Source organism: Actinomyces procaprae, assembly GCF_004798665.1.
GTDB classification, from domain to species: Bacteria; Actinomycetota; Actinomycetes; order Actinomycetales; family Actinomycetaceae; genus Actinomyces; species Actinomyces procaprae.
The window spans coordinates 1,695,082-1,722,069 of record NZ_CP039292.1 but is presented as its reverse complement, the minus strand read 5'-3'; the positions used below and the strand labels follow the sequence as shown (position 1 = coordinate 1,722,069).

26 protein-coding genes are annotated in these 26,988 nt (G+C 67.4%); 25 read left to right on the top strand and 1 reads right to left on the bottom strand.

Annotated features, from left to right (window positions below; all coding sequences use genetic code 11):
• Window positions 1-4 precede the first annotated feature (4 nt).
• From E4J16_RS06890 to E4J16_RS06800, 19 genes are all read left to right on the top strand, one after another.
• Window positions 5-1,252: a carboxylate--amine ligase gene (locus E4J16_RS06890; RefSeq protein WP_136194415.1), complete on the top strand. Its 1,248-nt coding sequence runs from the start codon at window positions 5-7 to the stop codon at window positions 1,250-1,252.
• Window positions 1,253-1,445: 193 nt separating this feature from the next.
• On the top strand, window positions 1,446-2,486 hold the full coding sequence (locus tag E4J16_RS06885) for a lipid II:glycine glycyltransferase FemX (protein WP_240038338.1): 1,041 nt from the start codon (window positions 1,446-1,448) through the stop codon (window positions 2,484-2,486).
• 91 nt (window positions 2,487-2,577) lie between these two features.
• Entirely contained in the window at window positions 2,578-4,620 is a 2,043-nt protein-coding gene (thrS, locus tag E4J16_RS06880; protein ID WP_136313611.1) for a threonine--tRNA ligase, read from the top strand.
• 88 nt (window positions 4,621-4,708) lie between these two features.
• Window positions 4,709-5,287, top strand: a complete 579-nt coding sequence (locus E4J16_RS06875; protein WP_240038422.1) for an HIT family protein — start codon at window positions 4,709-4,711, stop codon at window positions 5,285-5,287.
• 10 nt (window positions 5,288-5,297) lie between these two features.
• Window positions 5,298-5,936: a phosphatidylinositol phosphate synthase gene (gene pgsA / locus E4J16_RS06870; protein WP_136313609.1), complete on the top strand. Its 639-nt coding sequence runs from the start codon at window positions 5,298-5,300 to the stop codon at window positions 5,934-5,936.
• Window positions 5,933-6,937, top strand: coding sequence for a phosphatidylinositol mannoside acyltransferase (locus tag E4J16_RS06865; RefSeq protein WP_136313608.1), 1,005 nt, complete (start codon window positions 5,933-5,935; stop codon window positions 6,935-6,937). The genes pgsA and E4J16_RS06865 overlap by 4 nt, the downstream gene beginning before the upstream one ends.
• Window positions 6,934-8,115 (top strand): glycosyltransferase family 4 protein, encoded by a 1,182-nt coding sequence (locus tag E4J16_RS06860; protein ID WP_136313607.1) that lies wholly within the window; start codon window positions 6,934-6,936, stop codon window positions 8,113-8,115. Before E4J16_RS06865 ends, E4J16_RS06860 begins: the two co-directional genes overlap by 4 nt.
• 11 nt (window positions 8,116-8,126) lie before the next feature.
• Window positions 8,127-8,828, top strand: a complete 702-nt coding sequence (locus E4J16_RS06855; protein WP_240038336.1) for a hypothetical protein — start codon at window positions 8,127-8,129, stop codon at window positions 8,826-8,828.
• Window positions 8,825-10,024 (top strand): PrsW family intramembrane metalloprotease, encoded by a 1,200-nt coding sequence (locus tag E4J16_RS06850; RefSeq protein ID WP_136313606.1) that lies wholly within the window; start codon window positions 8,825-8,827, stop codon window positions 10,022-10,024. Before E4J16_RS06855 ends, E4J16_RS06850 begins: the two co-directional genes overlap by 4 nt.
• Window positions 10,008-10,643 (top strand): NUDIX hydrolase, encoded by a 636-nt coding sequence (locus tag E4J16_RS06845; protein WP_136194422.1) that lies wholly within the window; start codon window positions 10,008-10,010, stop codon window positions 10,641-10,643. Before E4J16_RS06850 ends, E4J16_RS06845 begins: the two co-directional genes overlap by 17 nt.
• A gap of 271 nt (window positions 10,644-10,914) precedes the next feature.
• A complete protein-coding gene (locus E4J16_RS06840; RefSeq protein WP_136194423.1) occupies window positions 10,915-11,679 on the top strand; it encodes a YebC/PmpR family DNA-binding transcriptional regulator in 765 nt (254 codons plus the stop codon).
• 111 nt (window positions 11,680-11,790) lie between these two features.
• Window positions 11,791-12,396, top strand: a complete 606-nt coding sequence (locus E4J16_RS06835) for a crossover junction endodeoxyribonuclease RuvC (protein ID WP_261799105.1) — start codon at window positions 11,791-11,793, stop codon at window positions 12,394-12,396.
• 56 nt (window positions 12,397-12,452) lie between these two features.
• Window positions 12,453-13,073, top strand: coding sequence for a Holliday junction branch migration protein RuvA (ruvA, locus tag E4J16_RS06830; protein ID WP_136313605.1), 621 nt, complete (start codon window positions 12,453-12,455; stop codon window positions 13,071-13,073).
• Complete coding sequence (ruvB, locus tag E4J16_RS06825) at window positions 13,066-14,121, top strand: Holliday junction branch migration DNA helicase RuvB (protein WP_136313604.1); 1,056 nt, start codon at window positions 13,066-13,068, stop codon at window positions 14,119-14,121. The genes ruvA and ruvB overlap by 8 nt, the downstream gene beginning before the upstream one ends.
• Before the next feature lie 141 nt (window positions 14,122-14,262).
• Window positions 14,263-14,685, top strand: coding sequence for a preprotein translocase subunit YajC (locus E4J16_RS06820; RefSeq protein WP_240038331.1), 423 nt, complete (start codon window positions 14,263-14,265; stop codon window positions 14,683-14,685).
• Between the two features lie 74 nt (window positions 14,686-14,759).
• Complete coding sequence (gene secD / locus E4J16_RS06815; RefSeq protein WP_136313603.1) at window positions 14,760-16,778, top strand: protein translocase subunit SecD; 2,019 nt, start codon at window positions 14,760-14,762, stop codon at window positions 16,776-16,778.
• Window positions 16,775-17,878, top strand: coding sequence for a protein translocase subunit SecF (gene secF, locus E4J16_RS06810; RefSeq protein ID WP_136313602.1), 1,104 nt, complete (start codon window positions 16,775-16,777; stop codon window positions 17,876-17,878). The genes secD and secF overlap by 4 nt, the downstream gene beginning before the upstream one ends.
• The gene (locus tag E4J16_RS06805) at window positions 17,875-18,429 is read left to right on the top strand and encodes an adenine phosphoribosyltransferase (protein ID WP_136313601.1); all 555 of its coding nucleotides are present in this window, start codon (window positions 17,875-17,877) and stop codon (window positions 18,427-18,429) included. Before secF ends, E4J16_RS06805 begins: the two co-directional genes overlap by 4 nt.
• Window positions 18,430-18,479: 50 nt before the next feature.
• A complete protein-coding gene (locus E4J16_RS06800; protein WP_136313600.1) occupies window positions 18,480-20,846 on the top strand; it encodes a RelA/SpoT family protein in 2,367 nt (788 codons plus the stop codon).
• Here E4J16_RS06800 and E4J16_RS06795 read toward each other — a convergent pair.
• Window positions 20,810-21,424 carry a hypothetical protein gene (locus E4J16_RS06795; protein WP_136313599.1) on the bottom strand — a complete coding sequence of 205 codons (615 nt, stop codon included), beginning with the start codon at window positions 21,422-21,424 and terminating at the stop codon, window positions 20,810-20,812. The two genes, E4J16_RS06800 and E4J16_RS06795, sit on opposite strands and share 37 nt — an antisense overlap.
• 315 nt (window positions 21,425-21,739) lie before the next feature.
• On the opposite strand from E4J16_RS06795, the gene E4J16_RS06790 reads away from it, so the two are divergent.
• From E4J16_RS06790 to E4J16_RS15695, 6 genes are all read left to right on the top strand, one after another.
• Window positions 21,740-22,195, top strand: coding sequence for a hypothetical protein (locus tag E4J16_RS06790; RefSeq protein ID WP_136194432.1), 456 nt, complete (start codon window positions 21,740-21,742; stop codon window positions 22,193-22,195).
• Between the two features lie 99 nt (window positions 22,196-22,294).
• Window positions 22,295-23,776, top strand: coding sequence for a DUF6571 family protein (locus E4J16_RS06785; RefSeq protein ID WP_338028886.1), 1,482 nt, complete (start codon window positions 22,295-22,297; stop codon window positions 23,774-23,776).
• A gap of 315 nt (window positions 23,777-24,091) precedes the next feature.
• The gene (locus tag E4J16_RS06780) at window positions 24,092-24,433 is read left to right on the top strand and encodes a hypothetical protein (protein WP_136313597.1); all 342 of its coding nucleotides are present in this window, start codon (window positions 24,092-24,094) and stop codon (window positions 24,431-24,433) included.
• Between the two features lie 176 nt (window positions 24,434-24,609).
• Complete coding sequence (locus E4J16_RS06775; RefSeq protein ID WP_136313596.1) at window positions 24,610-25,071, top strand: hypothetical protein; 462 nt, start codon at window positions 24,610-24,612, stop codon at window positions 25,069-25,071.
• A gap of 65 nt (window positions 25,072-25,136) precedes the next feature.
• On the top strand, window positions 25,137-25,844 hold the full coding sequence (locus tag E4J16_RS06770) for a hypothetical protein (protein WP_136313595.1): 708 nt from the start codon (window positions 25,137-25,139) through the stop codon (window positions 25,842-25,844).
• Window positions 25,845-26,078: 234 nt separating this feature from the next.
• Window positions 26,079-26,912 carry a hypothetical protein gene (locus E4J16_RS15695; RefSeq protein WP_240038329.1) on the top strand — a complete coding sequence of 278 codons (834 nt, stop codon included), beginning with the start codon at window positions 26,079-26,081 and terminating at the stop codon, window positions 26,910-26,912.
• Window positions 26,913-26,988: the final 76 nt, after the last annotated feature.

Sequence of the window (26,988 nt, the reverse complement as noted above, 5' to 3'; positions counted from 1 at the left end):
CCACTTGCCCCGCTCGCAGCGCCAAACCCCCTCCCGACCGGATCTACTACCCGTCGTGATCGGCGGTGACATCGGCGCCTACGCCCTGGCGCGTCAGCTGCACGACGCCACTGGGCAGCGGGTCAAGCTCCTGTCGGCCCGGCCGATCGAGGCGATCAGCCTGTCCGCGTACATCGACGTGGTGCCGCAGGCGTCCACGGACACCGCAGCCATGCTCGCCCGCCTGCACGAGTTGGTGGAGGGGCGTGGGGAGCGAAGTGCCGTCGTGATGGCCAACCGGGACTCGGTCGCGCGCGATCTGGCTGCGCATCGCGACGAGCTCGAGCCGCGATACGTCGTTCCCTTCCCCTCGGTTCAGGCCATGGACGAGCTGAGCAACAAGGTCGGCTTCGTGCAGGCCTGCGCCGCCCTGGGGCTGCACACGCCCCGGCAGGTGGAGGTCACGGGCGCGGACCTGGCCGACGGCGATCCGCAGATCGGCATCCCCTTCCCCCTGGTGGGCAAGGCCGCCATCGGCTCCGACTGGGACGACCTGGAGTTCGAGGGCAAGCGGAAGATCTACTTCCTCGACACGCCGGAGCAGCTGCACGCGCTGTGGGAGGACCTGCGGCGGGCCGGCTTCGGCTCCACCTTCCTGATTCAGGAGCGCATCCCCGGTGACGACGACGCCATGCGCTCGGTGACCGCATATGTCGCCTCCACGGGGGAGACGACGCTGATCGGCTCGGCACGGGTGCTCCTCGAGGATCACGCCCCCACGCTCATCGGCAACCCGGTCGCCATGATCACCCAGCCCTACCCCGAGCTGTGGGACGGGGCCGAGCGACTGCTCGCCTCGGTCGGCTACCGGGGATTCGCCAACTTCGACATCAAGATTGATCCGCGCGACGGCCGGGCGATCTTCTTCGAGGTCAACCCCCGCATCGGCAGGAACTCGTTCTACATGAGTGCCGCCGGGGTGAACCCGATGGTGCCCATGATCTCGGACCTGGTCGACGGCCGTCCCGGCCCCCGCCGCGAGGCCCGCAGAGAAGTGCTCTACAGCCTGCTTCCGCATCACCTCGTCCTCCATCAGCTCGACGATCCCGCCCTGCGTAGGCGTGTTCTGCGGCTGGCTCCGCGCGCCGTAGACCCGCTCCTCGACCCCGCCGAGCGCTCCCTGCGCCGGCGCCTGCTGGTGGCTGCCCAGAAGCTGAACCACGACCGCAAGTTCCACCGCTACCATCCCAAGCCGCTGCTGCGCCGGCGCTGAAAGGTTCCTACCCGAGACAGCTGGGGCGGCCTGGCGGTATTCACGCACCTGCCGGTCCCGCCCCCGGAGGAGGTGTTGGGGTTCTCCCTGAGGAGGACTCTGGGCTCGGGATCATCCCTACGGATGAGGCACGCTCTGGGACGGGATTCTCTATCCTGTGCGAAACACAGTTTCTGCACAGGAGTGCCAACCTATGTCCACAGCGCAACAGTCTGTCCTCGGCCGCCTCGTTCCCCTCGACGCCCGCGGGATGCGCCTCGCCATCGGGGGCACGCCGGCGCCCCTGGAGCAGACCGGGCCCTGGGAGGCCTTCGAGCGCAGTCAGGGCCGAGCGCTGTTCGGCCGGTACGCCTATGAGGCGGACTCCAAGACCGTGGCGGTGATCGCGCTTTACCGCTACACCGTGGCCAAGTGGTCGTTCCTGTGGGCCAAGCACGGGCCGGTGTGGCTCAGCGAGCAGACCCCGGCGCGCGAGGCGGAGCTGCGGCGCCTGCTCGTGGCCGAGGCGCGTCGGCGTGACCGGCGCATCGCCTTCATCCGCATGCACGCCCGCTTTCAGGCCCGCGACACGCTGCCGCTGCTCAGCTCCATCACCTACGACCGCACCTATGTGATCGACCTGCGTCCGGGCACGCCCGAGGCCATCCGGGCCGCGATGCCCAAGGACGGGCGCCGCGGTGTGCGCCGGGCCGAGCGGGTGGCCCGCGAGGCCGGATGCACGATCAGCGAGGAGACCGGACTCGACCGAGAGGAATTCGAGAAGGTCTACCAGGTGCTGGTGGCCACCGCACAGCGAGACGGCTTCCGGCCCCACCCCTCCCAGGTCTACTGGGACATGCTCACCAGCCTGGGGCCGGAGCACGCCCGGCTGTTCGTGCTGCGGCGTGACGGCGTGCCGCACTGCTGGGACCTGGTGACCGTCTCCGGCAAGGATGCGGCCGCCTACTACGGAGCCTCCTCCAATGAGTCGCGTGGCTTCCGCGGCGCCGAGGCGCTGGACTGGGCCGTGGCCTGCCGACTCGCCGCGGAGGGCATGTGGGGACTGGACCTGATGGGGGCCGAGTCCACGCGGGTGCCGGAGCTGTACAGCGTTGGACGCTACAAGCGGCGCTTCGCCCAGCACCCCACCGAGGTTGACGGCGCATGGGACGTGCCCGTGCGCCCGGTGCTGTACCGTGCCCTGGTCAAGGCGCGTCGCGCGCGTCACGCAGCGCGCCGTCGGCTCGGCCGCTGAGTTGCGGGCGGCACTCGGTATGATCCCGTGCGTACGCGCGAGCACCAGTACAGCTCGCGCCGAGCTGATCAGCTGATCAAAAGGAGCATCCGTGTCACCCCAGCCCACACTCACCATTACTGTCGACGGCGCCGAGCGCACAATCGATGCGGGCACAACGGGGGCGACGCTGTTCGCGGCGGACCGTGAAGCGGTCGCCATGAGGGTCGACGGCGAGCCGTGGGACCTGGACCGCGTCATTCCGGCGGAAGCCGTCGTCGAACCCATCACCCTCGGCAGCGAGGACGGGCTGAACATCCTGCGGCACTCCGCCACGCACGTGATGGCGCAGGCCGTCCAGGAGCTCTTCCCCGATGTCAACCTCGGCATCGGCCCCTTCATCACCGACGGCTTCTACTACGACTTCGGCGGCATCGACTCCGTCACCCCCGAGCTGCTGCGTGAGATCGAGAAGCGCATGAAGCGCATCGTCAAGGAGAATCAGGCCTTCCGGCGGCGCGACATCACCGAGGCCGAGGGGCGCGCGGAACTGGCCGACCAGCCCTACAAGCTGGAGCTGATCACGACCAAGGGGGCCGGCGCCGAGTCCGCCTCCGTGGAGGTCGGGGCGGGCGGCCTGACCATGTATGACAACGTGCGCCGCGACGGCACCGTGGCCTGGAAGGACCTGTGCCGCGGTCCGCACCTGCCCTCCACCAAGCTCATCGGCAACGGATTCGCCCTGACCCGCTCCTCGGCCGCCTACTGGAAGGGCGACCAGAACGGTGACTCCCTGCAGCGCATCTACGGCACGGCCTGGGCCAGCAAGGAGGACCTGAAGGCCTACCAGACCCGCATGGCCGAGGCCGCCCGCCGCGACCACCGGCGTCTCGGTGCCGAATTGGACCTGTTCTCCTTCCCGGAGGAGATCGGCCCCGGGCTAGTGGTCTTCCACCCCAAGGGCGGCATCCTGCGCCACGAGATCGAGCAGTACGTCATCGACCGGCACATCGAGGCGGGCTACGACCTGGTGCACACCCCGGAGATCTCCAAGGGTGGACTGTTCCACACCTCCGGGCACCTGCCCTACTACGCGGACACCATGTTCCCGCCCATGCTCGCCGACGAGGAGCGCGACGCCGAGGGCAACGTCACCAGGGCCGGGCAGGAGTACTACCTCAAGGCCATGAACTGCCCCATGCACAACCTGATCTTCCGCTCCCGTGGACGCTCCTACCGGGAGCTTCCACTGAAGTTCTTCGAGATGGGGCGCGACTACCGGTACGAGAAGAGCGGCGTGGTGCATGGTCTCACCCGCATGCGCGGCTTCACGCAGGACGACTCCCACACCTACTGCACCCCGGAGCAGGCGGGCGAGGAGATCCGGCGGCAGATCGAGTTCTTCCTGTCCATTCTCAAGGCTTTCGGCCTGGACGACTTCTACCTGGAGCTGTCCACGCGTGACGAGGACGGCGCCAAGAAGGACAAGTTCATCGGCTCCGACGCCGACTGGGAGGCAGCCACCCGCACCTTGCAGGAGGTGTGCGACTCCACCGGGCTCGAGCTGGTTCCCGACCCGGGCGGCGCCGCCTTCTACGGCCCCAAGGTCTCCGTGCAGGTCAAGGACGCCATCGGCCGTACCTGGCAGATGTCCACCATCCAGTACGACTTCAACCAGCCCGAGCGCTTCGACCTGGAGTACACCGCCGCCGACGGCACCCGCCGCCGCCCGATCATGATCCACGCCGCCAAGCTCGGCAGCGTGGAGCGCTTCATCGGCGTGCTCACCGAGCACTACGCCGGCGCCTTCCCCGCCTGGCTCGCACCCGTGCAGGTGCGGCTGGTGCCGGTGGCCGAGGCCTTCGACGCCTATGTGGACGGCGTCGCCGCCAGGCTGCGCGCCCGGGGCGTGCGCGTGGAGGTGGATCACTCCGACGACCGCTTCGGCAAGAAGATCCGCAACGCCTCCAAGGAGAAGGTCCCCTTCACGCTGATCGCCGGCGGGGAGGACGCCGAGGCGGGAGCCGTGTCCTTCCGGTTCCGCGACGGCTCGCAGACCAACGGCGTGCCCGTTGACGAGGCCGTTGAGCACATCACCCGCGTCATCGCCGAGCGCGTCAACGAGCCGGCGGGGGAGAGGCTCAACCGTGACTGAGCAGACGGATCCGCTCGTGACATCCGGCTCGGGGCACCGGGGCGGGGAGCTCGATGACCTCGCGGGCACCGTCGTCGACGGCGTCCGTATCGAGGCCCCCTTCCAGGCGCCCGACACGCCGGACCCCTTCGGGAGGCTGTGGACGCCTCACCGCATGGTGTACATCGGCGGGCAGGACAAGCCCACCGACGACTCCGCCGCCCAGTGCCCCTTCTGCGCCGCTCCCGGGCGGTCGGACACGGATGCCCTCATCGTCCATCGCGGCCAGACCGCGTATGTGCTGATGAACCTGTACCCCTACAACACGGGCCATCTGCTGATCTGTCCCTACCGGCACATCTCGGACTGGACGGAGGCGAGCGACGCCGAGCGCGCGGAGATCGGGCGGCTAACCGCTCGAGCCATGGAAGTCGTGCGTGCGGTCTCCCGCCCGCACGGCTTCAACCTCGGCATGAACCAGGGCGAGGTGGCCGGCGCCGGCATTGCCGCCCACCTGCATCAGCATGTGGTGCCGCGCTGGACCGGGGACGCCAACTTCATGCCGATCATCGGAAAGACCAAGCCGGTGCCCCAGCTCCTGGGCGATCAGCGTGATCAACTGGCCGCCGCTTGGGACACGGCACCCACCGGCCTGGACCCGCAGCGTCCTGCCAACTCGAACCACTGAGGACCCGCTCATGCTCGGACAACACGGACGCGGGCTGACCCGCGCCCTGTTCACCGTCCCCGCCCGGCTGCTCGCCAGGGCGGGCGTCACCCCTAACATGCTCACGGTCGCCGGCACGGTGGCGACGATCGCCGTCGCGGTGCTCACCCTGCCGCAGGGGCACTTCATCCTCGGCCCGGTGCTGTTGGCGCTTGTCCTGATCGGTGACTCATTCGATGGCATCCTGGCCCGCCTGACGGGGACCAGCTCCGCCTTCGGCGCCTTCCTCGACTCCACCATGGACCGCCTGGCCGACGGCGCCGTCTTCGGGTCCCTGGCCGTGTGGGCGGCGCTGCACATGGAGCCGGGCACCTTGCGGACCTGGACGGTCGCCGTCGCCGTGTGCGTGGTGGTGCTGGCCGCCGCGGTTCCCTATGCGCGTGCACGTGCCGAGTCCGTGGGCGCCACCGCCGCGGTGGGCATCGCCGAGCGCACCGACCGCCTGGTGCTCGCCGCCGTCGGCGTGCTCGCCGTGGGACCGGGAGCGCCGCAGTGGGTCCTGACCGCAGCACTCGGAGTGATCGCACTCGCCTCCTTCATCACCGTGGTGCAGAGGATCATGGCGGCGCGCGCGCAGCTGCTGCACACCGAGCCGGGGGAGCGCCCGTGAGCGTCGGCATCGAGGACCTGTACCGCTTCGCCTGGCGGCACGTGCGCAAGCTACCCCCCTCCGTCGGCTACGGGCTGTCCGCACTCGGGGCCGACGTCGCCTGGATGGGGCAGCGGTTGCGCGGCGGGGACAAGGGCGTGGGCCAGCTGGAGAAGAACCTGGCGCGGGTGCTGCCCGGTGCCACGGCCCGGCAGGTGCGCCGCCTGTCGCGCGCGGGCATGCGCTCCTACATGCGCTACTTCTATGAGGCCTTCGCCCTGCCGGGAATGAGCCTGGAGCAGATTCAGGCGTGCGTGCGCCCGGTCATTGACCCGCGCGCCTACGCCGACATCTCCCGCGGCTCCATCGTCATTGCGCTGCCGCACATGGGCAACTGGGACCTCGCCGGAGCCTGGGCCAGCCAGGAACTCGCCCAGGTGCTCACGGTCGCGGAGCGGCTCGAGCCCGCCGACCTCTTCGAGCAGTTCGTCAGCTTCCGCGAGGGACTGGGCATGAGGGTAATCGGCCAGGGCCGGGGGGAGAAGGTGTTCGACCGGCTCGTCCAGACCGCCCAGGAGGGGCACTACGTGGTCGCTCTGCTCGCTGACCGCGACCTGTCCAGCTCGGGTGTGCTGACGGAGCTCGGGGGATACCCGGCTCGCGTGGCCGCGGGCCCTGCCGCCCTGGCGGTCAGGCTCGGCGTGCCCCTGTACAACGCCTCCCTGCACTATGAGCGCCTGGAGGGTCAGCGGCGGCGGCGGGCGGGATCGCCCTGGGGCATCGTGCTGACCATTCGCCACGTGGCGGCGCCGACTGGCCTGGAGGGACGCGAGCGGGTCACCGCATGGACGAATTCCTGGGTGGAGGAACTCGCCCCCCGCCTGGCCGAGCACGCCGTCGACTGGCACATGCTTCAGCCGGTTTTCGACGCCGACCTCGACCCCGAGCGGCTCGCGCGCCGTCACGCCGCCGAGGCCGCCGGGCGCGGGAGCGGGTCGGCAGAGCAGGAGCCACAGGCATGAGAATCGGAATCGTGTGCCCATACTCACTGGATGCGCACGGCGGGGTACAGGTACACGTCATGGACCTCGCCCGGGAGCTGATGCGCCGCGGCCATGAGGTCCAGGTGCTCGCCCCGGCCTCACAGGAGCTGGAGGTGCCCGACTGGGTCACCAGCGCCGGGGATTCCATAGCCATCCCCTACAACGGCTCGATCGCCCGGCTCAACTTCGGCACCGCGGTCGCCAGGCGCGCCCACCGTTGGCTGGCCGCCGGGGACTTCGACCTGCTGCACATCCATGAGCCCATCACGCCCAGCGTCGGAATGCTGGCGCTGCAGGCGTCGGCAGGACCGGTCGTCGGCACGTTCCATGCGGCGATGGACCGTTCGCTCACTCGTGAACTGCTGTCCCCGGTGGCGGTGCCGCTGATGGAGAAGCTCACGGCGCGTATCGCCGTCTCCGAGGAGGCCCGGCGCACGCTGATCCAGTACCACGGTGGCGACGCCGTGGTGATCCCCAATGGGGTGGAGGTCGCCCCCTTCGCCCAGGCGCCCAAGGACGACTCCCGCTTCGTCGGCACGGCGGCGGCGCCAACCGTCTCCTTCCTCGGACGCCTGGACGAGCCCCGTAAGGGCCTCCAGATTCTGGCCCGGGCCATCCCGACGGTGCTGGAGAGCATCCCCACGGCCCGTTTCCTCATCGCCGGACGCGGCGAGGCGGAGGAGCAGCGGGCCGCCCTGTCTCATTACGGAGACCGAGTGGTCTTCCTGGGCGGTGTCTCCGACGCGGACAAGGCCGCCATGCTCGCCTCCTGCTCGTGCTATGTGGCGCCGCAGACCGGCGGCGAGTCATTCGGCATCGTGCTGGTGGAGGCAATGGCGGCGGGCACCAATGTGGTCGCCTCGGACCTGACCGCCTTCTCCGACGTGCTCGGCGCCGGCGCCTACGGAGCCCTGTTCCGCAACGGCGACGGCGAGGACCTCGCCCGCGCCATTATCGACACGCTGACCGACACCGCCGCAGCGGATGCCCGCAGGGCTGCCGCGACAGCCGTCGTCGGCCGCTACGACTGGTCCGCGGTCACCGACGCCATCCTCGACGTGTACGACATGGCACTGTCCACCGCTCACACCCGCGTCACTGTCGCACCCGGCTTCCGCACCATGGTGGGGCGGCTGCGTGACGCTCTCGACGACTGACGGACTCCAAGATGACCCTGCCCATTGCGATCGCAATTCCGCCCGACTCCGCCCCCGTCGGGCCTCATCCCGGAGGGCTGCCGGGCTGGCTGCTGCCCGCAGTCGTCGTCCTGCTGGTCGCCCTCGTGGTGGTGGCCGTCGCCTGGTCGCTGTACGCCAAGGCGCTGCGTGTGGACCGACTTCACCGGCAGGTGCTGGGCTCGCGGGCCACCTTGGAGGCGCAGCTGGTGCACCGGGCCCAGGCCGCCGCCGACCTCGCCGGAACGGGGCTGCTGGACCCGGCCTCGGCACTGATCCTGTCGCGCGCCGCGTACGACGCCCTGGACGCCGAGGGGCCACTCGTTGAGGACGGACTCGACACCGAGACCCCCCGCCGCGATGCTCCCGCGGGCGAGCAGACACGCAGCCGCGCACGCATCGAGTCCGACCTGTCCCGCGTGATTCGCACGGTCGTGGACCCACAGGTGCGTGCCGCCCTCGACGGCGATCCGCGGGGGCATGAGTCGCTGGCGCGCCTCGACCGGGCCTCCTACCGGCTCGTGCTGGCGCGCCGCTTCCACAACACGCACGTCGCCGAGGCCCGGCGGCTGCGTGGCGCGCTGGACGTGCGGGCGCTGCACCTGGCCGGCCACGCGCCGCTGCCGCAGACTTTCGACATCGACGACGCCGCGGTCGTGGAGACTGACGACGGGCGGGCGGAGACAACGGCATGAGCGTGCCCGGACCCAGTCCCAGTCCCGGAGGCGCCTGGGCGCCGCGCCCCGGCTACCGACGTAGCGGATACCCTCCTGCCGGGGCCGCCCAGCCCGCGCCCGCTCCTCAGTGGGCGCCCCAGGCGATGGTGCACCGCCGTCGCGGAACGGTGGCCAGCACGGTGCTCGCGTGCATCGGCGCCGTCGGCCTGCTGCTGATGCTGTGGATCATCTCCGCCACTGCCGGTGAGGCGTCCGAACTGCTCGTCCCCATACTGCTGGCGCTGGTGCCATTCGGCATCGTCATGGTCACCGTGCGCTGGATCGACCGGTGGGAGCCCGAACCGCCCGGGCTGCTGCTGGCCGCATTCCTCTGGGGCGCCGGTGTGGCCACGGTCATCTCGTTGCTCGTGAACACCTCCGCATCGCTGCTGGTCTCGGCCGCCACCGGATCGGTGACCGGCGCCCAGTTCTTCTCCGCCGCGGTTACCGCGCCCATCGTTGAGGAGACGACCAAGGGACTGGGGGTGCTGATCGTCTTCCTGCTCTGGCGGCGTAACTTCAACGGTGCCGTCGACGGCATCGTCTATGCCGCCGTCGTTGCGGGCGGATTCGCCTTCGCCGAGAACATCCTGTACTTCGTGCAGTACTCCGATGCGCTGCTGATCACCTTCCTGATGCGCGGTATCGCCTCCCCATTCGCCCACGTGACCTTCACCTCCTGCACGGGGCTGGCGATCGGGGCGAGTGCGCGAATGCGCTCGAACCTGGCCTGGCTGTGGACAGCGCCACTGGGCCTGGCCTGCGCAATCATGCTGCACTCCTTCTGGAACGGCATGCTGATCACGGAGCCGTCCCTGTACTTCTACGTGGCGATGCCCTTCTTCTTCGCCGCCATCGGCCTGGTCGTGTGGCTGCGTTGGAGCGAACGCATGACCATGCGGCAGCGACTGGCCGACTATCAACGCGCCGGATGGTTCTCACCCGCAGAGGTCACCATGATCACCACCGGCGCCGGTCGTGCGGCCGCCCGTCGCTGGGCAAAGAGCCGGGGCCCGGTAGCGGCTCATGCGATGCGCAACTTCCTGGCCTGCGCGTCTGCGCTGGCGCAGTTGCGCCAGCAGGCGGTCGACGGGCATGCCGACGCGGATTTCTCGGCACAGGAGTCCGCCCTGCTGGCGGCTATAGTTGAGCAGCGTTATGCCTTCACCCGATGACGCCAATGGACTGCCCTCGCCCTCTGCCACCCTCGCAGCCGACGGACGTGACCCATCGCGCGTACCGGCCGACTGGAAGCAGCTCCTGGACGCCTCCGAGTGGCACCTGAACGACGTCGGCCTGCCGTCCCGCCGGGCAGCGCGCGTGATCGCCCTGCGGCAGGTGCCGCGTCCCGGCATACTGCTGGTGATCGGCCACGACTTCGGTGACACGACCCACTCGTGGGGCTTCACTCCGGGTGGTGGCCTGCTGCCGGGGGAGACGGCCATCGCCGGGGCTCGCCGCGAGCTGGCGGAGGAGACCGGTATCGGACTGCCGGCGTCGGCCCTGGTCGGCCCGGTGGTGGAGCGTGAGGCCCTGTTCGTCTTCAACCGGGTCACCTGTCGCCAGGATGAGCTGTTCTTCGTGACGCATCTGGGGGCGGGCGTAGGTGTGGATCGCTCCGGATGGACGGACACGGAGCAAGCGGTGCTGGACTCTTTACGCTGGTGGGACTTGGACGAACTGGACGCCGCCGTCGCCTCCGGCATGACCGTCTATCCCCGCATCCTGCCTGCCCTCGCCCGTGAGCTGATGGACGGCTGGGACGGCCGCGTGCGTCACGTCGTCGAGCACTGACGGGGCGTCGCTGCCGGTGACCACCGCCATAACGACCGACCTCGGTACGTAAGATCTACCGACCTCGGTACGTAAGATCTACCGACCTCGGTACGTAAGATCTACCGACCTCGGTACGTAAGATCTACCGACCTCGGTACGGGGCTTGGCGGTACGGTGGGCTGAGGCGCGGCGCGTTTTGACCGATCCCCTAAACTTGGCGTAGGTATGTTCGCGAGCGCCCTCCCGCCCTCTTAGCGGCGGGAGCAACGGAAGACTACAAGGAGAGCACATGTCGGGTCACTCCAAGTGGGCCACCACCAAGCACAAGAAGGCCGCCATCGACGCCAAGCGCGGCAAGCTGTTCGCCCGCCTCATCAAGAACATCGAGGTCGCCGCGCGCACCGGCGGCGGTGACCCCAGCGGCAACCCGACGCTCTTCGACGCCATCCAGAAGGCCAAGAAGAACTCCGTGCCGGCGGACAACATCACCCGCGCCGTCAAGCGCGGAAGCGGCGAGGAGGCAGGCGGCGCCGACTGGCAGACCATCATGTACGAGGGCTACGGGCCCGAGGGCGTTGCCTTCCTGGTCGAATGCCTCACCGACAACCGCAACCGCGCCGCCTCGGATGTGCGCGTCGCCTTCACCCGCACCGGTGGCTCCCTGGCGGACCCGGGCTCGGTCGCCTACAACTTCACCCGCAAGGGCGTAGTGGAGGTCGCCAAGGGTGAGGGCATTGATGAGGACACCATCCTCATGGCGGTGCTCGACGCCGGTGCCGAGGAGGTCGTCGAGGGCGCTGAGTCCTTCGAGATCATCTCCGAGCCGGGCGACCTGGTAGCCGTGCGCACGGCGGTGACCGAGGCCGGCATGGACTACGAGTCCGCCGAGTCCCAGTTCGTGGCGGGCACGACGGTGACGGTCGACGTCGAAGGCGCCCGCAAGGTCATGCGGCTGGTTGACGCCCTCGAGGATCTGGACGACGTTCAGAACGTCTTCACCTCCGTGGACATCACCCCCGAGGTCGCCGCCGAGCTGGACACCGACGACGAGTGATCCCGCACGTGCGCGCAGGCCATGAGTGACCCATCCCCGCTCGCCATCGAGCGCAACTCGGTGCGGGGCCGCAGACCGCGCCGAGTCGTCGCCGAGCAGCGTGTCCTGGGAATTGACCCGGGCATGACCCGCTGCGGGCTAGGCTGCGTGGATGTCGACCCGGGCCGCCGGGTGCGCCTGGTTGAGGTCGCGGTCGTGCGCACGCCGTCCTCCGACAGCCCGGAGCTGCGGCTGCTGGCCGTTGCCGAGGCGCTGGACGACTGGATCGCCAGGCTGGCGCCGACGAGCCTGTCCGTCGAGCGGGTCTTCGCGCACGACAACCTGCGCTCGGTGATCTCCGTGGCGCAGGTGATCGGCGTGGTGATGGTGGCAGGAGCCCGCGCCGGCCTGGAAGTGGCCCAGCACACCCCCAGTGAGGCCAAGGCCGCGGTTACCGGATCCGGCACTGCCGGCAAGGCGCAGGTACAGGCCATGGTGCAGCGCATCCTGGGCCTGGATGCCCCGCCGCGCCCCGCCGACGCCGCAGACGCCCTGGCACAGGCCATCTGCCACGGCTGGCGGGGTGGCGGCACCGGTGTGGACGGCAGTACCGACATGGTCTCCGCGGGCGGGTCCATTCGCGCATCGGCCCGCACTCCCGCACAGCAGGCCTGGGCGGCGGCGCAGGCGCGCGCACGCCGTACCGGTGCCGTCGACCCGCGCCGTCGGACACGCTAGAGTCAGCACATGCCGAACAGGTGTTCGACGTCCGCAATCGAAGGAGCCACCAACGCATGATCGCCTCACTGCGCGGAACCGTCCTCGAGGTGTCCCTCTCAGCTGCAACCATCGAGGTCGGCGGCGTCGGCATGACCTTCCAGGCCACGCCCACCACACTGGCCGGGCTGCACGTCGGTGAGGAGGGCTTCGTTCACACCGAGCTGATCGTGCGGGAGGACGCCCTGTCCCTGTACGGCTTCGCCGATGCCGACGAGCGCCGCTGCTTCCGGGTGCTGCTCGGTGCCAAGGGAGTGGGGGCGAAGCTCGCTCTGGCGATACTGGCGGTACACACCCCGGATGCACTGCGACGAGCGGTCTCCGGCAACGATGTCGCGGCGCTCAAGCGTGTTCCGGGACTAGGGCCGAAGGGTGCCCAGCGGGTCATCATCGACGTCGCCGACAAGCTGGGACCCGTCACCGGACAGGAGCCCGCCCCGGCGCCGGCGGCAGTCGGCGGGGAGCCGCATCCGGACGTGGTTGCCGCACTCGTCCAACTGGGCTGGAACGAGGCGACGGCGGCCCGGGCGGTCGCCTCCGTCGAGGCCGCGCACGCGGAAGCCGGGGCGGCGCCGCTTGCGGTGCCGGAGCTGCTGCGCGCCTCACTGCGTCACCTGGGAGGTGGAGCACGTGGCTGACTATCCTGCGGAGCACGGCGTTCCCGAGGGCGGCGGACGGCTCGTCGGCGGCGGCGCCGACGACGCCGAGCGCGCCGCGGAGGCCGCGCTGCGCCCCAAGCGGCTGGAGGACTTCGTCGGGCAGCAAGTGGTGCGCGGGCAGCTGTCCGTGGTGCTGCGCGCCGCGCTGGCCCGCGGCGTCGTCCCCGACCACGTGCTGCTTTCCGGACCTCCGGGGCTGGGGAAGACCACCCTGGCCATGATCATCGCGAATGAGGTTGACGGCGTGCTGCGCATCACCTCGGGGCCTGCGGTCCAGCACGCCGGCGACCTGGCGGCGATCCTGTCCTCCCTGGAGGAGGGCGATGTGCTGTTCATCGATGAGATTCACCGCCTCGCCCGTACCGCCGAGGAGATGCTCTACCTGGCGATGGAGGACTACCGGGTCGACGTCGTAGTCGGCAAGGGCCCGGGCGCCACCTCCATCCCGCTGACCCTGCCGCCGTTCACCGTCGTCGGCGCCACCACCCGTGCCGGGCTGCTGCCGGCCCCGCTGCGCGACCGCTTCGGATTCACCGGGCATCTCGACTACTACGGGCCCAGCGATCTGACCCGTATCGTCACCCGCTCAGCCGGCCTGCTGGGAGTAAGCATTGACCCCGACGCGGCCGGTGAGCTCGCCCGCCGCTCCCGGGGAACTCCGCGTATCGCGAACCGGCTGCTGCGGCGCGTCCAGGACTGGGCGCAGGTGCACGGCACGCCCGGACAGCTGGACGTGGCCGCCACCCGGGGGGCGCTAGAGGTCTTCGAGGTCGACGAGTTGGGCTTGGACCGGCTGGACCGCTCCGTGCTGCAGACCCTGTGCACTCGCTTCGCCGGGGTTCCAGTGGGACTGAGCACGCTGGCGGTCAGTGTGGGGGAGGAGCCCGAGACCATCGAGACGGTGGCCGAGCCCTACCTGTTCCGGGAGGGGCTGATAGTGCGCACGCCGCGCGGCCGTATGGCCACGCCCGCCGCCTACGCCCACCTGGGTCTGCGTACTCCGGAAGACGGCGCGCTGTTTGCATAATCGTTGCCTCAACCGCGCGTAAGGGGCGCGTGTCACATGACCGTGGCCGGAGCGGCTGGGCGGATGCACCCCGGATTGGCCTAGACTCGCAGACGCCGTCGCCAGGCGACGCAGGTTTTCTTCACGAACGGAGTCACTACCATGGACCCCATGCTCCTCATGCTGATCATCATGCTGCTGGCCTTCTGGCTCATGTCCAGGTTCGCCCGCAAGCAGCAGCAGCGGATGATGGATGAGCAGAGGCGTCGCACCGAGGATGCGCTGGTGCCCGGCACCTGGGTGCGCACCCGGGCGGGTTTCTACGGCACCGTCGTCGAGGTGGACGGTGACGTGGTCACCCTGGCCACGCCGCTGGGGGACGAGTCGCTGTGGGCCAAGAACGCGATCGTCGGCGCCGAGGAGCCCCCATTCGCGCCCGATGAGCACTCCACTGACGCGGACGTCGATGCATCGGCTGACGGTACTGGCGACGGCGATGGCTCGGCCGCCTCGGATCCCGGTGCCGCCGACACCGACATGGACGGCTCGCCGGAGGAGCCCGCGGAGCGACAGCCGCACTCCTGAGCCATACCAGTTCCCACAACAACGCCGTCGGCCCGCGTGGCGGCGGCGCGCACTGCCCCCGAAGAGAGGACCGCGTGTCCAGCAATAAGCTCAAGCATCCGGGTCGGCGCCTGCTGGCGCTGCTCCTGGTCATCGTGCTCGGTTACGTCGCACTGGCGGTCGGTACCGCCACCGGTCGCACCCAGATGACGCCGGGGCTCGCCCTCGACCTGGAGGGCGGAACCCAGATCATCCTCACGCCAACCACCTCGGACGGTTCGGAGATCACGGACGAGGACCTGGACCAGGCGATTGAGATCATCCGGCAGCGCGTGGACGCCACCGGCGTGTCCGAGGCACAGATCTCCCGGCAGGGCGGGAACAACATCATGGTCTCCCTGCCGGGAACTCCCAGCGAGGAGACCCTGGACCTGGTGCGTACCTCGGCGGTGCTGTACTTCCGCCCGGTCCTGCGCATCCTGCAGGCCGGTGCCGCGACTTACGCGGAGGCGCAGAACAACTACGTGTCCAGCTTGGCCAGCGCGGCCGCGACGGACGCGGCCACCGACGCGGAGACAGAGGCGGCCACCGACGCGGAGACTGAGGCGGCCACCGACGCGGCGACAGAGGCGGCCACCGACCCGGCAACAGACGCGGCCACCGCGCTTCCGACTGAGACGGTCACTGCCGAGGAGATGGCCACCACCTTGGCCGATGTGAATGGGGATGGCACCATCAGCCCCGACCCGCTGGAGTCCACGAGCGATGACCATTCCTCCGACGCCTGGCTCTCCGAGCAGCTCATCTACGACGCGTACATGACTGACTGCACCGCGGCCGACTCTCTCACGGGCGAGGCGCAGGATCCCGAGTCGGCCGTGATCTCCTGCGCTCGCGACGGCAGCGGCACGATCTACATCCTGGGGCCGGCCGATATCGCCGGCACCGACATCGCCTCCGCCTCATCCGGACTGGAGACGACCAGTCAGGGAACCACCACCAACAACTGGGTGGTCTCACTCGAGTTCAACGAGGCCGGCACGAAGGCCTTCGCCGACGTCTCCGAGCGGCTGATCGCCTACCGTGACGCCGCCTCGGCGGCTGCGGCGACCGGCACGTCCGATGCCGGCTCCGCGGACTCACAGAAGGCGCAGTTCGCCATTGTGCTCGATGGGCTGACGATCATGTCCTCCGGGTTCAACCCGGACGTCACCACCGCCATCACCGACGGCCGGGTGCAGATCTCAGGCAGCTTCACCCAGGCGCAGGCGAACACGCTTGCCAATCAGCTGTCCTTCGGATCGCTGCCCCTGTCCTTCACGGTCCAGTCCGAGCAGCGGATCTCCGCGACGCTGGGCACCGAGCAGCTGCGCAACGGCCTGATCGCCGGACTGATCGGCTTCTTCCTGATCGTGGTGTACCTGGCCTGGCAGTACCGGGGGCTGGGAGTGGTCGCCGTGGCGTCACTGCTGGTGGCCGCCGCCGGCACCTACCTGGTGATCGCACTATTGAGCTGGTCGATGGGCTACCGCCTATCGCTGGCGGGCGTCGCCGGCCTGATAATCGCGATCGGTATCACCATGGACTCGTTCATCGTGTACTTCGAGCGCGTGCGTGACGAAGTACGTAACGGCCGCACCCTTGTCGCCGCCGTGGACGAGGGCTGGCAGCACGCTCGAAGGACGATCATCGTCTCGGACTCGGTGAACCTCTTGGCCGCCGTCGTGCTGTACTTCCTGGCCGTCGGCGGGGTGCAGGGCTTCGCCTTCACCCTGGGGGTCACCACGGTGGTCGACCTCGCAGTGATCATCCTGTTCACGCACCCGATGATGGTGTGGATCCTGCGCTTCCGGTTCTTCGGTGAGGGCCATAGGCTCTCCGGGCTCGACCCCGAGCACCTGGGTGCGCGCTCACGCTCGGCCTACAGGGGCGGGCTGCTGGCAACCGCTGCCGCCTCGGGCGGTTCCCTCGCCCGTCGGCGTGCGCAGGAGCGCCGCGCTCAAGAGCGTGCCGACGCCGACGCCCCGCAGGGAGAGGACCAGAATCGGACCGTCGCCGTCGACGGCGTTGAAGACGCCGAGGACAAGAGCGAAAAGGAGAACGAGCAGGCATGAAGTCCCTCGCCCAACTTGGCAACGAGCTCTACTCCGGGACCACGTCGTTTCCCTTCGTCGGTCGGCGCCGCCTCTGGTACGCAATCGCAGGTGCCGTCGTCCTGGCCTCGATTGTGCTGATCACCACCGTGGGGCTGACCCCCGGCATTGACTTCCGGGGAGGCTCGGAGGTGACCGTAACCGCGCTGGCGCAGCCCGACGTGGGGCCGGCCAACGACGTACTCGCGCAGGAGGGACTGTCCTCGGGATCCTCGGTGAGTACCCTGGGATCCTCATCCGTACGGGTGCAGACCAACGAACTGAGCAACGAGCAGCTGAAGGACCTGTCGGCCGCGCTGGCGCAGGCCTACGGAGTTACTGACGCGGATGTATCCGCCACCACCATCGGTCCTACCTGGTCCTCGGACGTCACGAACAAGGGTATTCGGGGCCTGATCATCTTCTTTGTTCTGGTAGGTGCCCTGATCTGGGCCTACTTCCGCACCTGGAAGATGGCGGCGGCGGCGCTGCTGGCGCTCGTCCACGACATTCTGATCACAGTGGGTGTCTATGCCGCCAGCGGCTTCGAGGTCACCCCCGCCACGATCATCGGCGTGCTCACGATCCTTGGCTACTCCCTGTATGACACGGTGGTCGTGTTCGACAAGGTCCGGGAGAACACCGAGGGCTTCGAGACGCAGACCCGATCCACCTACGGCGAGCTGGCCAACCTGGCGGTGAACCAGTCGCTGATCCGTTCGATCAACACCTCGATCGTCGGTGTACTCCCGGTTGCCTCCCTGCTCGTGGTGGGCGCCTTCATCCTGGGGGCCGGCACCCTGCGCGACATCGCACTGACCCTGTTCATCGGCATGATCGCCGGTACGCTCTCATCACTGTTCCTGGCCACACCGATCCTCGTGGACCTGCGCGGCCGCGAGAAGGTCATCAAGGACCAGGCCGCGCGGGTCGCCAAGGAACGCGGCGAGCGCATCGCCGCCGCCGGCGACGACCCGGAGGCCCTTGCCGCCATTGCTGCCGCTCCCGTGGCCGCACCCGTCATCCCCGGGCACCATCTCGGTGTCTCCGCCCAGCCCAAGAGGAAGAAGAAGCGGTCATGACCATCTCATCGGCCCTGCCCCGCGAGCTGACTCAGCTCGTCCTGGACAACCTCCGGGAGATTCCGGACTTCCCGGAGCCCGGTGTCCTGTTCCGCGACATCACCCCCCTGCTGTCCAACGGGGAGGCCTTCGCCAACCTGATCGACGGCCTGGCCGCCCATTACCGCGGGCATATCGACGCCGTCGCCGGGCTGGAGTCCCGCGGCTTCATCCTGGCGGCGCCGCTCGCCGTGCACCTCGGCATCGGCATGCTCACCGTGCGCAAGGCGGGCAAGCTGCCGGGCCCGGTGCTCGGCGTCGACTACGCCCTCGAATACGGCACTGCGCGTATGGAGTTGCGTCCCGAAACGGTTGTGAAGGACTCGCGAGTGCTCGTGATCGACGACGTACTCGCCACGGGCGGCACTGCGGCAGCCTCCATCAGCCTGTTGGAACAGGCCGGCGCCCGAGTGGAGTCGGTATGCATGCTTCTTGAGCTCGCGGGGCTGGGAGGCCGTCAGAAGCTCGTCGGCCGGAACATCGACTCCGTCGTCGTCTTCGAGTCCGCCTGATCCAGCTCGGTGCGGCCGCCCGGACGGCTCATCCCGGTTATGATCCGGGTATGACGACGGACACGCGCAGCGGAGCCGAGACGGCTGATGAGACGGTGGTGCCCGGCTCCCGCGTGCGCAGCCGGCTGGCCTGGTTCGGTGCGCGCGGCCATTCCACCCCGCCCGCCATTGAGCCGCTTATGCGCGCGCTTCGCGCCAACCATCCGAAGGCCGATACGAGCCTGATCGTGCGCGCATACCGGGTGGCTGAGAAGGCGCACGCAGGGCAGAAGCGCAAGTCCGGGGAACCGTATATAACCCACCCGGTTGCGGTGGCGACGATTCTCGCTGAACTGGGTATGACGCCGCAGACCCTCGCCGCGGCGCTCCTGCATGACACGGTCGAGGACACCGACTACACGCTGGAGCGGCTGCGCGCCGACTTCGGTGATGAGATCGCCCTGCTGGTCGACGGCGTCACCAAGCTGGACAAGGTCCAGTACGGTGACGCTGCCCAGGCGGAGACGGTCCGCAAGATGATTGTGGCCATGTCCAAGGACATCCGGGTCCTGGTCATCAAGCTCGGCGACCGGCTGCACAATGCGCGCACGTGGAAGTACGTCCCTGAGGAGGCGGCCGCTCGCAAGGCGAAGGAGACCCTCGAGATCTACGCCCCTCTGGCGCACCGGCTGGGTATGAACACCATCAAGTGGGAGTTGGAGGATCGTTCCTTCAAAGCCCTCTACCCGGGTGTGTACGACGAGATCGAGCACCTGGTTGCCGAGCGCGCCCCCGCCAGGGAGGAGTACCTGCGCCAGGTGCGCCTGCAGATTGAGGAGGACTTGCGGGTCAACAAGATCAAGGGGATCGTCACCGGCCGCCCGAAGCACTACTACTCGATCTACCAGAAGATGATCGTGCGGGGTAAGGACTTCGATGACATCTACGACCTGGTTGCGGTCCGGGTGATTGTGGACACGGTCCAGGACTGCTATGCGGTTCTCGGCGCGCTGCACTCGCGCTGGACTCCCATGTCAGGGCGGTTCAAGGACTATATCGCCGTACCGAAGTTCAACCTCTACCAGTCCCTGCACACCACGGTGATCGGCCCGGGCGGTAAGCCCGTGGAGATTCAGATCCGCACCCATGAGATGCACCGCATGGCGGAGTACGGGGTGGCTGCGCACTGGAAGTACAAGGAGGACCCCAACGCCACTGGGCCAAGCCCACTGGGCGGTGCCCCAGGTGACTTGGACGCCGGGGAGCTCGGCTGGCTGCGGCAGCTGGTCGACTGGCAGAAGGAGACGCAGGATCCTGCGGAGTTCCTCGACTCCCTGCGTTATGAGATGTCCGGTGGGCAGGTATACGTCTTTACCCCGAAGGGTGATGTGCTCGCCCTGCCGAGTGAGTCCACGCCGGTCGACTTCGCCTACGCCGTGCACACGGAGGTAGGGCATCGTACCGTCGGCGCTCGGGTGAACGGCAGGCTCGTGCCGCTGGACACCAGGCTCGAGAACGGCGACACGGTGGAGGTGTTCACGTCCAAGGCGCAGGGTGCCGGCCCCAGCCGTGACTGGCTGAACTTTGTCGGCTCCACGCGTGCCCGTAACAAGATCAAGGCGTGGTTCTCCAAGGAGCGGCGTGAGGAGGCGATTGAGGCCGGCAAGGGCGCCATCGCCCGTGCCATGCGCAAGAAGGACCTGCCCATCCAGCGCCTCATGAGCCATGACTCGCTCATGAACGTTGCCGAGACCTTGAACAAGCAGGACATCGACGGCTTGTACGCGGCCGTGGGGGAGGGGCACGTCTCCGCCCAGCACGTTGTGGACACGCTGGTGGCCTCGGTGGGTGGCGAGGCCGGTGCGGAGGAGACCCTCGCGGAGGGCGTCCTGCCGACCCGGGCGGCGCTCACCCAGCAGCGCTCCCGGGCCGCAGGCGACCCCGGCATCATCGTCGACGGCATGTCCGAGGGCGACGTGTATGTGAAGCTGGCACGCTGCTGCACCCCCATGCCGGGGGACGAGATCGTCGGCTTCGTAACCCGCGGCTCCGGCCTGTCCGTGCACCGCGCGGACTGCCAGAATGTCGAGCAGCTCAAGCAGCAGCCCGAACGCATTCTGAAGGTCCGCTGGGCTGACCACGCGCAGAGCGCCTACCTGGTGCAGCTGGAGGTGGAGGCCCTTGATCGTGGGGGGTTGCTGGCGGACATCACTCGCGTCCTGGCGGACAACCACGTGAATCTGATTAGTGCGAACGTCGGAACCTCGCGGGACCGTGTCGTGGTCGGCAGGTTCGTCGTCGAGCTCGCCGCCGCCAGCCACTTGGACCACACGCTGGCCTCCCTGAGACGCATCGACGGCGTGTTCGAGGCCAGGCGCTTGACCTCGTCGGCCACGCGGCGTCAGCAAGATTCCGCCGGGGGGACCGGCGAGGCCTGAAATCCGGGCGCGTATAGATCGTCAATGAGGCGCCGTGCCCGCCGCAGCCCCCGCATGCCGCCGCCACGGCAGGACAGTAGTGCCGTCTCGAGTTCACTGCGGGTCAGTCCGGCGCGACGCGCCCGCAGCACGGCCGCGACGGCCACCCCGGGGGGCGCGGTACGCGCGAGGTCGACTACGGCGCGTTCCAGGCGCAGGCAGCCCACGCCGCCGAGGGTGACGACGGCGTCCGGGTCGGCGTTGCGCAACTTCTCCAAACGGCCGGGCGCCCGTCCACCGGTGTGCACCCACATGGCGGACAGCCCGGCTACGACTACTCCGTGCGGAAGCAGGTCCTGCAGTGCGCGTGCCCTCCCGGAGGCGCATTTGAGCGTGTCTGCAGGAACCATCTGGCCGTAGACGTCCACCAGCAACTGTTCGTCCAAGTATCCGCACCGCAGTATGGCGCACTCCTGCTGCGTGAGTGGGCCGAGCGCCGGTTCGACCGCCCCGGGCAGCAGGTGGGCGAGCACAACTCGGGCGGGAACAGTACGAGTCAAGGAACCGGGCGGCGGGGGCGGGGCGGGCTGGTCGATCATGAAGTCATCCTCGCGGGCCTCCTTGCGTGGGTGCCAGTACCTGAACCGGGCCTGTGGAAAACTCTTCCGGCGCTGGACTCGCAGGTGTTTCACGGGGGCAGGCTCCTGGCAGTGGTGCCGGTGCGCAAGCACTGCCTCCGCCGATGCGGACCGCAGCGTTCTACGAACCTCGGCGCCCATCTATCTAGGTGTGGTAACGTTACGGTGTTGAACGTATCCCTGCGCGTTGCCTTCCCGTTGGTAGGCGGGGCCCGGGGCGGATTTGCCGTACTATCCGGGCCCTGGCCCGTGGGAAGGGACTGCTTGGTTGTGTCTTTGCCGGTTGACTTTGATGATGATTCGTTCTCGGGTTTTGGGTCGTTGAGTGATTATTCGTCATGGGATGTCAACGTGCCCGACGGCTCGGGCATGGTGGATAACTTGAAGAAGCAGGCGATCGAGAAGCTCCGGGCCCGAGCGGAGTCGGCGCAGAGTGTGCTGGCTGTGAACCCGTCTACGTCGCCGTTGGCCGGGGCGATGCGTGCGGATGGCGGAGTGTCGTCGTCATCTTGCTCGGTGTCGCCTGCGGGTGGTTTGAGTGCGTTCAGCGGTGGGTTGTCGGAGGTGTGGTCCTCGCCTCTGGCAGATGACTTCGGTACTGATATCGATTCGACCGTTACCGCGGTGCGTGATGTTGTGGATGACATCTATGCCAAGGCCAATAACGCCTGGTGGGGTGAGGAGGATCGGGTTCCGAAGGGTAGTGATGAGGCCAAATCAAAGTGGAGGTGACCTGTTGGGTCGTGTCGGTAAGGTTTGCTCGCACCGCGGTGCTGCGGGTGCGGTTCGCGTCAGATGCATGAGGGGTGAGTGAGCGTGGCGTATGTGAGTATGGACGCTGAGGGGGTGCAGGGTTTCATTGATGCTCTGCAGTCCTGGGTGGATGATGCCGAGGTTGAGCGTTCTGGGTTGTACAACCTCAGTAATAGCTGGGACGAGGAGCCGGTGGCGGGTGTCGAGGACATGCTCTCTGGCAGCGTTCCTTACGCGGCGGCGTACACGGCCACCCCCATGACCCTTGGCCTGGCTACCCTGGGTGGCACGTCAGTGAGTATGTCGGGGTTGCTGGCCGGTCTCCAGCAAACCATCGATGATCTGCAGACCCGTCTGGATGAGGCGATCGCCATGAACGACTCCGGCATCACCTTCTCCGCCGAGGAGGGTGTTGTATGCTACTACTTGCCTGATGGGGTAGAGGACACCCCGGAGAATGTCACCGCCTACAACAGCCAGTCGGTTGCAGACGCTAAGGCTGATGCCACGTCACTGAAGCAGGCACTGGCCAGTAAGGACGGGACCGCGGAAGACGGCCGCACCGTCGAGGAAATCGCCGAGGCCATGGCGAAGAAGCAGGATATTGACATCTACGGTGCTGCCTTCGTAAATACCGTGGGAGTAGATACTTTCCTGGACATGGTCCAGCAGGTGCAGGCGGATAACACTTACTCTACTGCGAGTAGCGGCACCTCTCAGTATGCTCATCCGAAGGCCGAGGATGAGGCGGCGACCGACTCGGTTGTGAATACGATGGGGCATGTCCTGGCGGCGGCTTCCCACCATGATGTCACGGGTCCTCGACTTGCGGAAGCGTTGGAGACGGCGGTGACCGAGGATGGGCACAAGGGGCGGACCGCTGCGATGAATGCGTTGTTGTCGGTGGAAGGTCTGTATTTCGACGCGGGTTTCCTGGTTGATTTGGCGGATCGGATGGAGGAGTTGCCGTATGACGGGACACGTCCGACGTTCCCGATGCCCGCCAATAAGGTGGACGAGTATGGTCCGGTGTTCACCCGTAACAGCCTCGACCCGCTGCAAGGCGTGCTGACGGCGATGGGGACCAACACCGAGGCGGCGCTGGAGTATCTGGCGCCGGAGGAAGATGGCTCGGTCGGCGATGCCGGTAACTGGGTTCCGGGTCAGGCTTCCGTGGACCGTTGGAAGCTGCTCACCAATCGCACCTGGGATCCCGACCAGGGTGATGACGCGCTGACGACCGCAATGGCCGGCGCATCGGCGACGTGTGCCTCCGACGGTGACACTGACGAGCGTGCCGCATGGGCGACCGGGAAGGCCATGTCTTACCTCAGTAGCATTGATGAAGAGGCCTTCTCCCAGACGGGCCGGAACAATGTCGCCATCATACTGGGAAACTCTATGGCCGACATCGAGGACGTCATTGGCGGCGATGCGGACTCCTCGGGGGCGGTGTTTGTAGGGGATGTGACGCGTCCTGCGGTGCTGCCCGGGAATCACGAGTCCGCGACATCCGCGCGCTGGCTCGCGTGGTCGGTATGGAAGAGAGCTCGTTGTTGATCTTGTCCAACGCGGTCGGGAGATACTCGACAGCGCGTAACCAGGCCATCCTCGACGAGTATCCTGATGCCACCTTGGGTGATGGATCGGGGATGGATGAGGCGTTCAAGACTGCTAGCAGGAATGATGGCGCGCTTCTAGGGTTCATTGAGCGCTCCGCTGTCAACGCGCTAGCCGCCCACGGTTATGATGAAGCGCGTGCCAATGAGCTTACTGCTTCTACGGTGCTTGGTGCCTTTGGTGCAGGATTGTCGGTTGTGCCGCATCCGGCTGCCCAGGCCGCGTCGGTTGTGGTTACCGCTGCAAACCCCGGGCTTGACCGAGCAGATAAGCCAGTTCGACCTGACACAGGTAGAGGATGCCGAGGACCTGTCTGATGCTGCACAGCAGGAGGCATTCCAGGCGGCAATGGCGCAGATATCGAACGCGGGGCGGCTGCCTGATGCCGCCTACATCGACTATAACCAGAAGGATCTCGGCGATCTCTACGACTGGATGGACGAGGACCATCAGATCGACCTAACAATGTTGTTGTCCGATTCCACTTACAGGAAGCAGTTCAACCACTGGATGGAGAGCCCCGATGTGCCTGCGGCAGACCTGGAGATCCAGTTCAGCGATGGTGTTCGCGCTGGTTTTGGAAACGATGATGATTGAGGTGGATTGCTGTCTTGTCTGCGGATTCTAATCGCCGGTGGGGCTTGGTTAATCGTTTGGGGGCGCCGTTTGTGGTGTCGTTGACGATTGTGGTGCTGGTGTTTGCGGGTCGTCTGGCATGGTGGGGGTATCAGCAGCTCCCTCCTCCTCGTCCTGACGAACCATATTGCTTGGTGTTGAACGACGAGGATATTGCGCCGATCGTAAGCGAAGTTTCTAAAGTGTTTGAGGGCGACTACAGCACAAGCGGCGAGTATTGGACTTGCCGGGTCAGTGGCGGCGATAAGCAGCGGATCGAAATTGAAGCCGCACCGGATGCTGACGATATCCTTGTTAACTATAAGGCGATAGGCGTGTCGGTGTTGGATACGGTGTCTGCTAGGCCTGGGGCGCGTGTTCGGGCTGTTGGTGATGCGACTGTGGTGTCGTGGGTTGGGCGTCGGGATGCCTATGCCGCCTGGTTCGAGGGTAAGTCGGCGGTGATCTTCTCGGCCAGATCGGTGAGTGATGAGGTTGGCGCGGCGGCTCAGGTCTCGTTTCTTGAGGGGATTGCGATAAGGCGTGGTGCGCAGCTTCTGGATGAGATCGGGTTCGTGTCTACGCCTTCGCCGACGCCGGATCCGCACTGGACGCCTTGAGGCGGCCGGGTGTCGTGGTCGCGCTGACTTCCACTGTCCTGTCTACTGTTTAGGAGATCATGCATATGAGATATCTAGTCGGCACATTCTTGGATCGTCTGCGTCGTCCGTTGACGGGCCTGCTCGTGCTGCTGCTGGCGTGTGCGCCGCTGGTGGCGTGCTCCTCTGGCTCCGACGACAACCCCCTGGGTATCGGCACTTTTGATCCGGAGGCGATGGCCTCGGCCAAGGCCGCGGAGTCGGCCGCCGCGGCTGAGGCGTCCGCATCTGCTTCGGCCTCGGCGGAAGCGGCTGGTGTGGTGACCGTGGAGTCGCTGTCCACCGACCGGTACGTGGTTACCTCTATCCCCGAGGATCTGGACGAGCTGCAGACCGAGGTGCTGAAGGACTTCGTCCACTACGACCAGGTCACCTGGAACGTCTGGTTCACCCGCACCGGCATCGAGGACGCCCAGCCCCTCATGACCGCAGACGAGTACCAGGCCTTTACGGACTACTTTGAAAAGAATGCTGCCGGCCGAACCGACGGTACGGTGAGGGTCGCGGTGACCTCGGTGCACTTGACGGCGCCGGATGCTGTGCCGCCAAGAGCGATGGTCGAGGTCTGCGCCGACCAGACAGACCTAGTTAAGTACGACGCTGACGGCAATGACGTCAGCAACCCCGAGACTCTGCAGGTGCGCCGCGAGATCAGGGTCACCATGGTCTATGAGGGCGGCACCTGGAAGGAAGCCTCTGAGGAGTCCCTTTCGACCAACGAGTGCACGGTGTGAGCCATGGCGCGGATGACTCGACAACTAATAGCAGTGGCGACCGCGGCACTTTTGCTGGTAACTCCACTCGTAACCCCAACCGCGGCCTGGGCAGCATGGCAGGACGATAACATCGTAGGTGGTTCGTCTTCTGGTTCGGTGTCACAGGGTGGGGATGGTTCGGTGCAGATCGCGGTGTCTGCGCAGTTCACCTCGGCCGCGACGGACGGCACGGGCGGCAGCTCTGGTGGTGCGGTGTCGTCACAGTCGGTGACCGCGGCCGTGCATCCGGTGTGCTGGTATCTGCGTAGTGTCACCGGGGCGCAGCGGGCGGAGTGGATCGACTCGGGGAAAGCCGCCAGTTACCTAAGTACCACGCACTCCCAGCAGACCTTGGATGAGTACAAGGCCCGGTTCCCGGATTATGAGTCGTATGCGGATGACACGGAGGGGCGCTGGTACGTCCCGTGGTGCGACCCGCGGTACATGGCTGACGGTGACGAACGCGATTTCGGGGAGGTCATGGCGGACTACTACGCCGACAACGCCCCCGTGTATGTGCCTGCGGGCCAGGCGGCTCCGGAGCCGGTGATCGACGGCGCCACGCTGGCTCAGGCGGCGTGGGATGCGGTGACGATCCCTACCGCCACGATCGGCTACAACCCGATGGTTGGGGATGTGGGGGCGACGATTGTGGGTATGGATACCTGGGTGTGGGCCACCGGCGACACCCCGAAGGAAGTGACCGTGACGGCCACGGCGGGGGCCACCACTGCCACAGTCACCGCCACCGCGAAGTGGTTGACGCTCCAGCCCAAGGACGGCACCGTCAAGTGCACCGGCTTCGGCATCCCCTGGACTGAGGAGAATGATGCCAAGGGCACCAACTGCAAGATCATCTTCAACCGGTCCAGCGCGCACTTCAGGGACAGTGTGACCCCGGTGGATGTGAAGGTGAGCTACGCGATCGAGTTCACCGCCACCGACGGCGCCACCGGAACCATGGACACCCACACCACCTCCACAACCACCACCATCCCGGTGGCAGAGATCCAGACGATAATCGTCCAACCCACCGACGAACCATGAGTCCCGTGGCGTCCCCTACGTAATCAAGTACATGAAGGACCGACCGACTAGACTCGCCGCGCACCGAGTTGGCTCC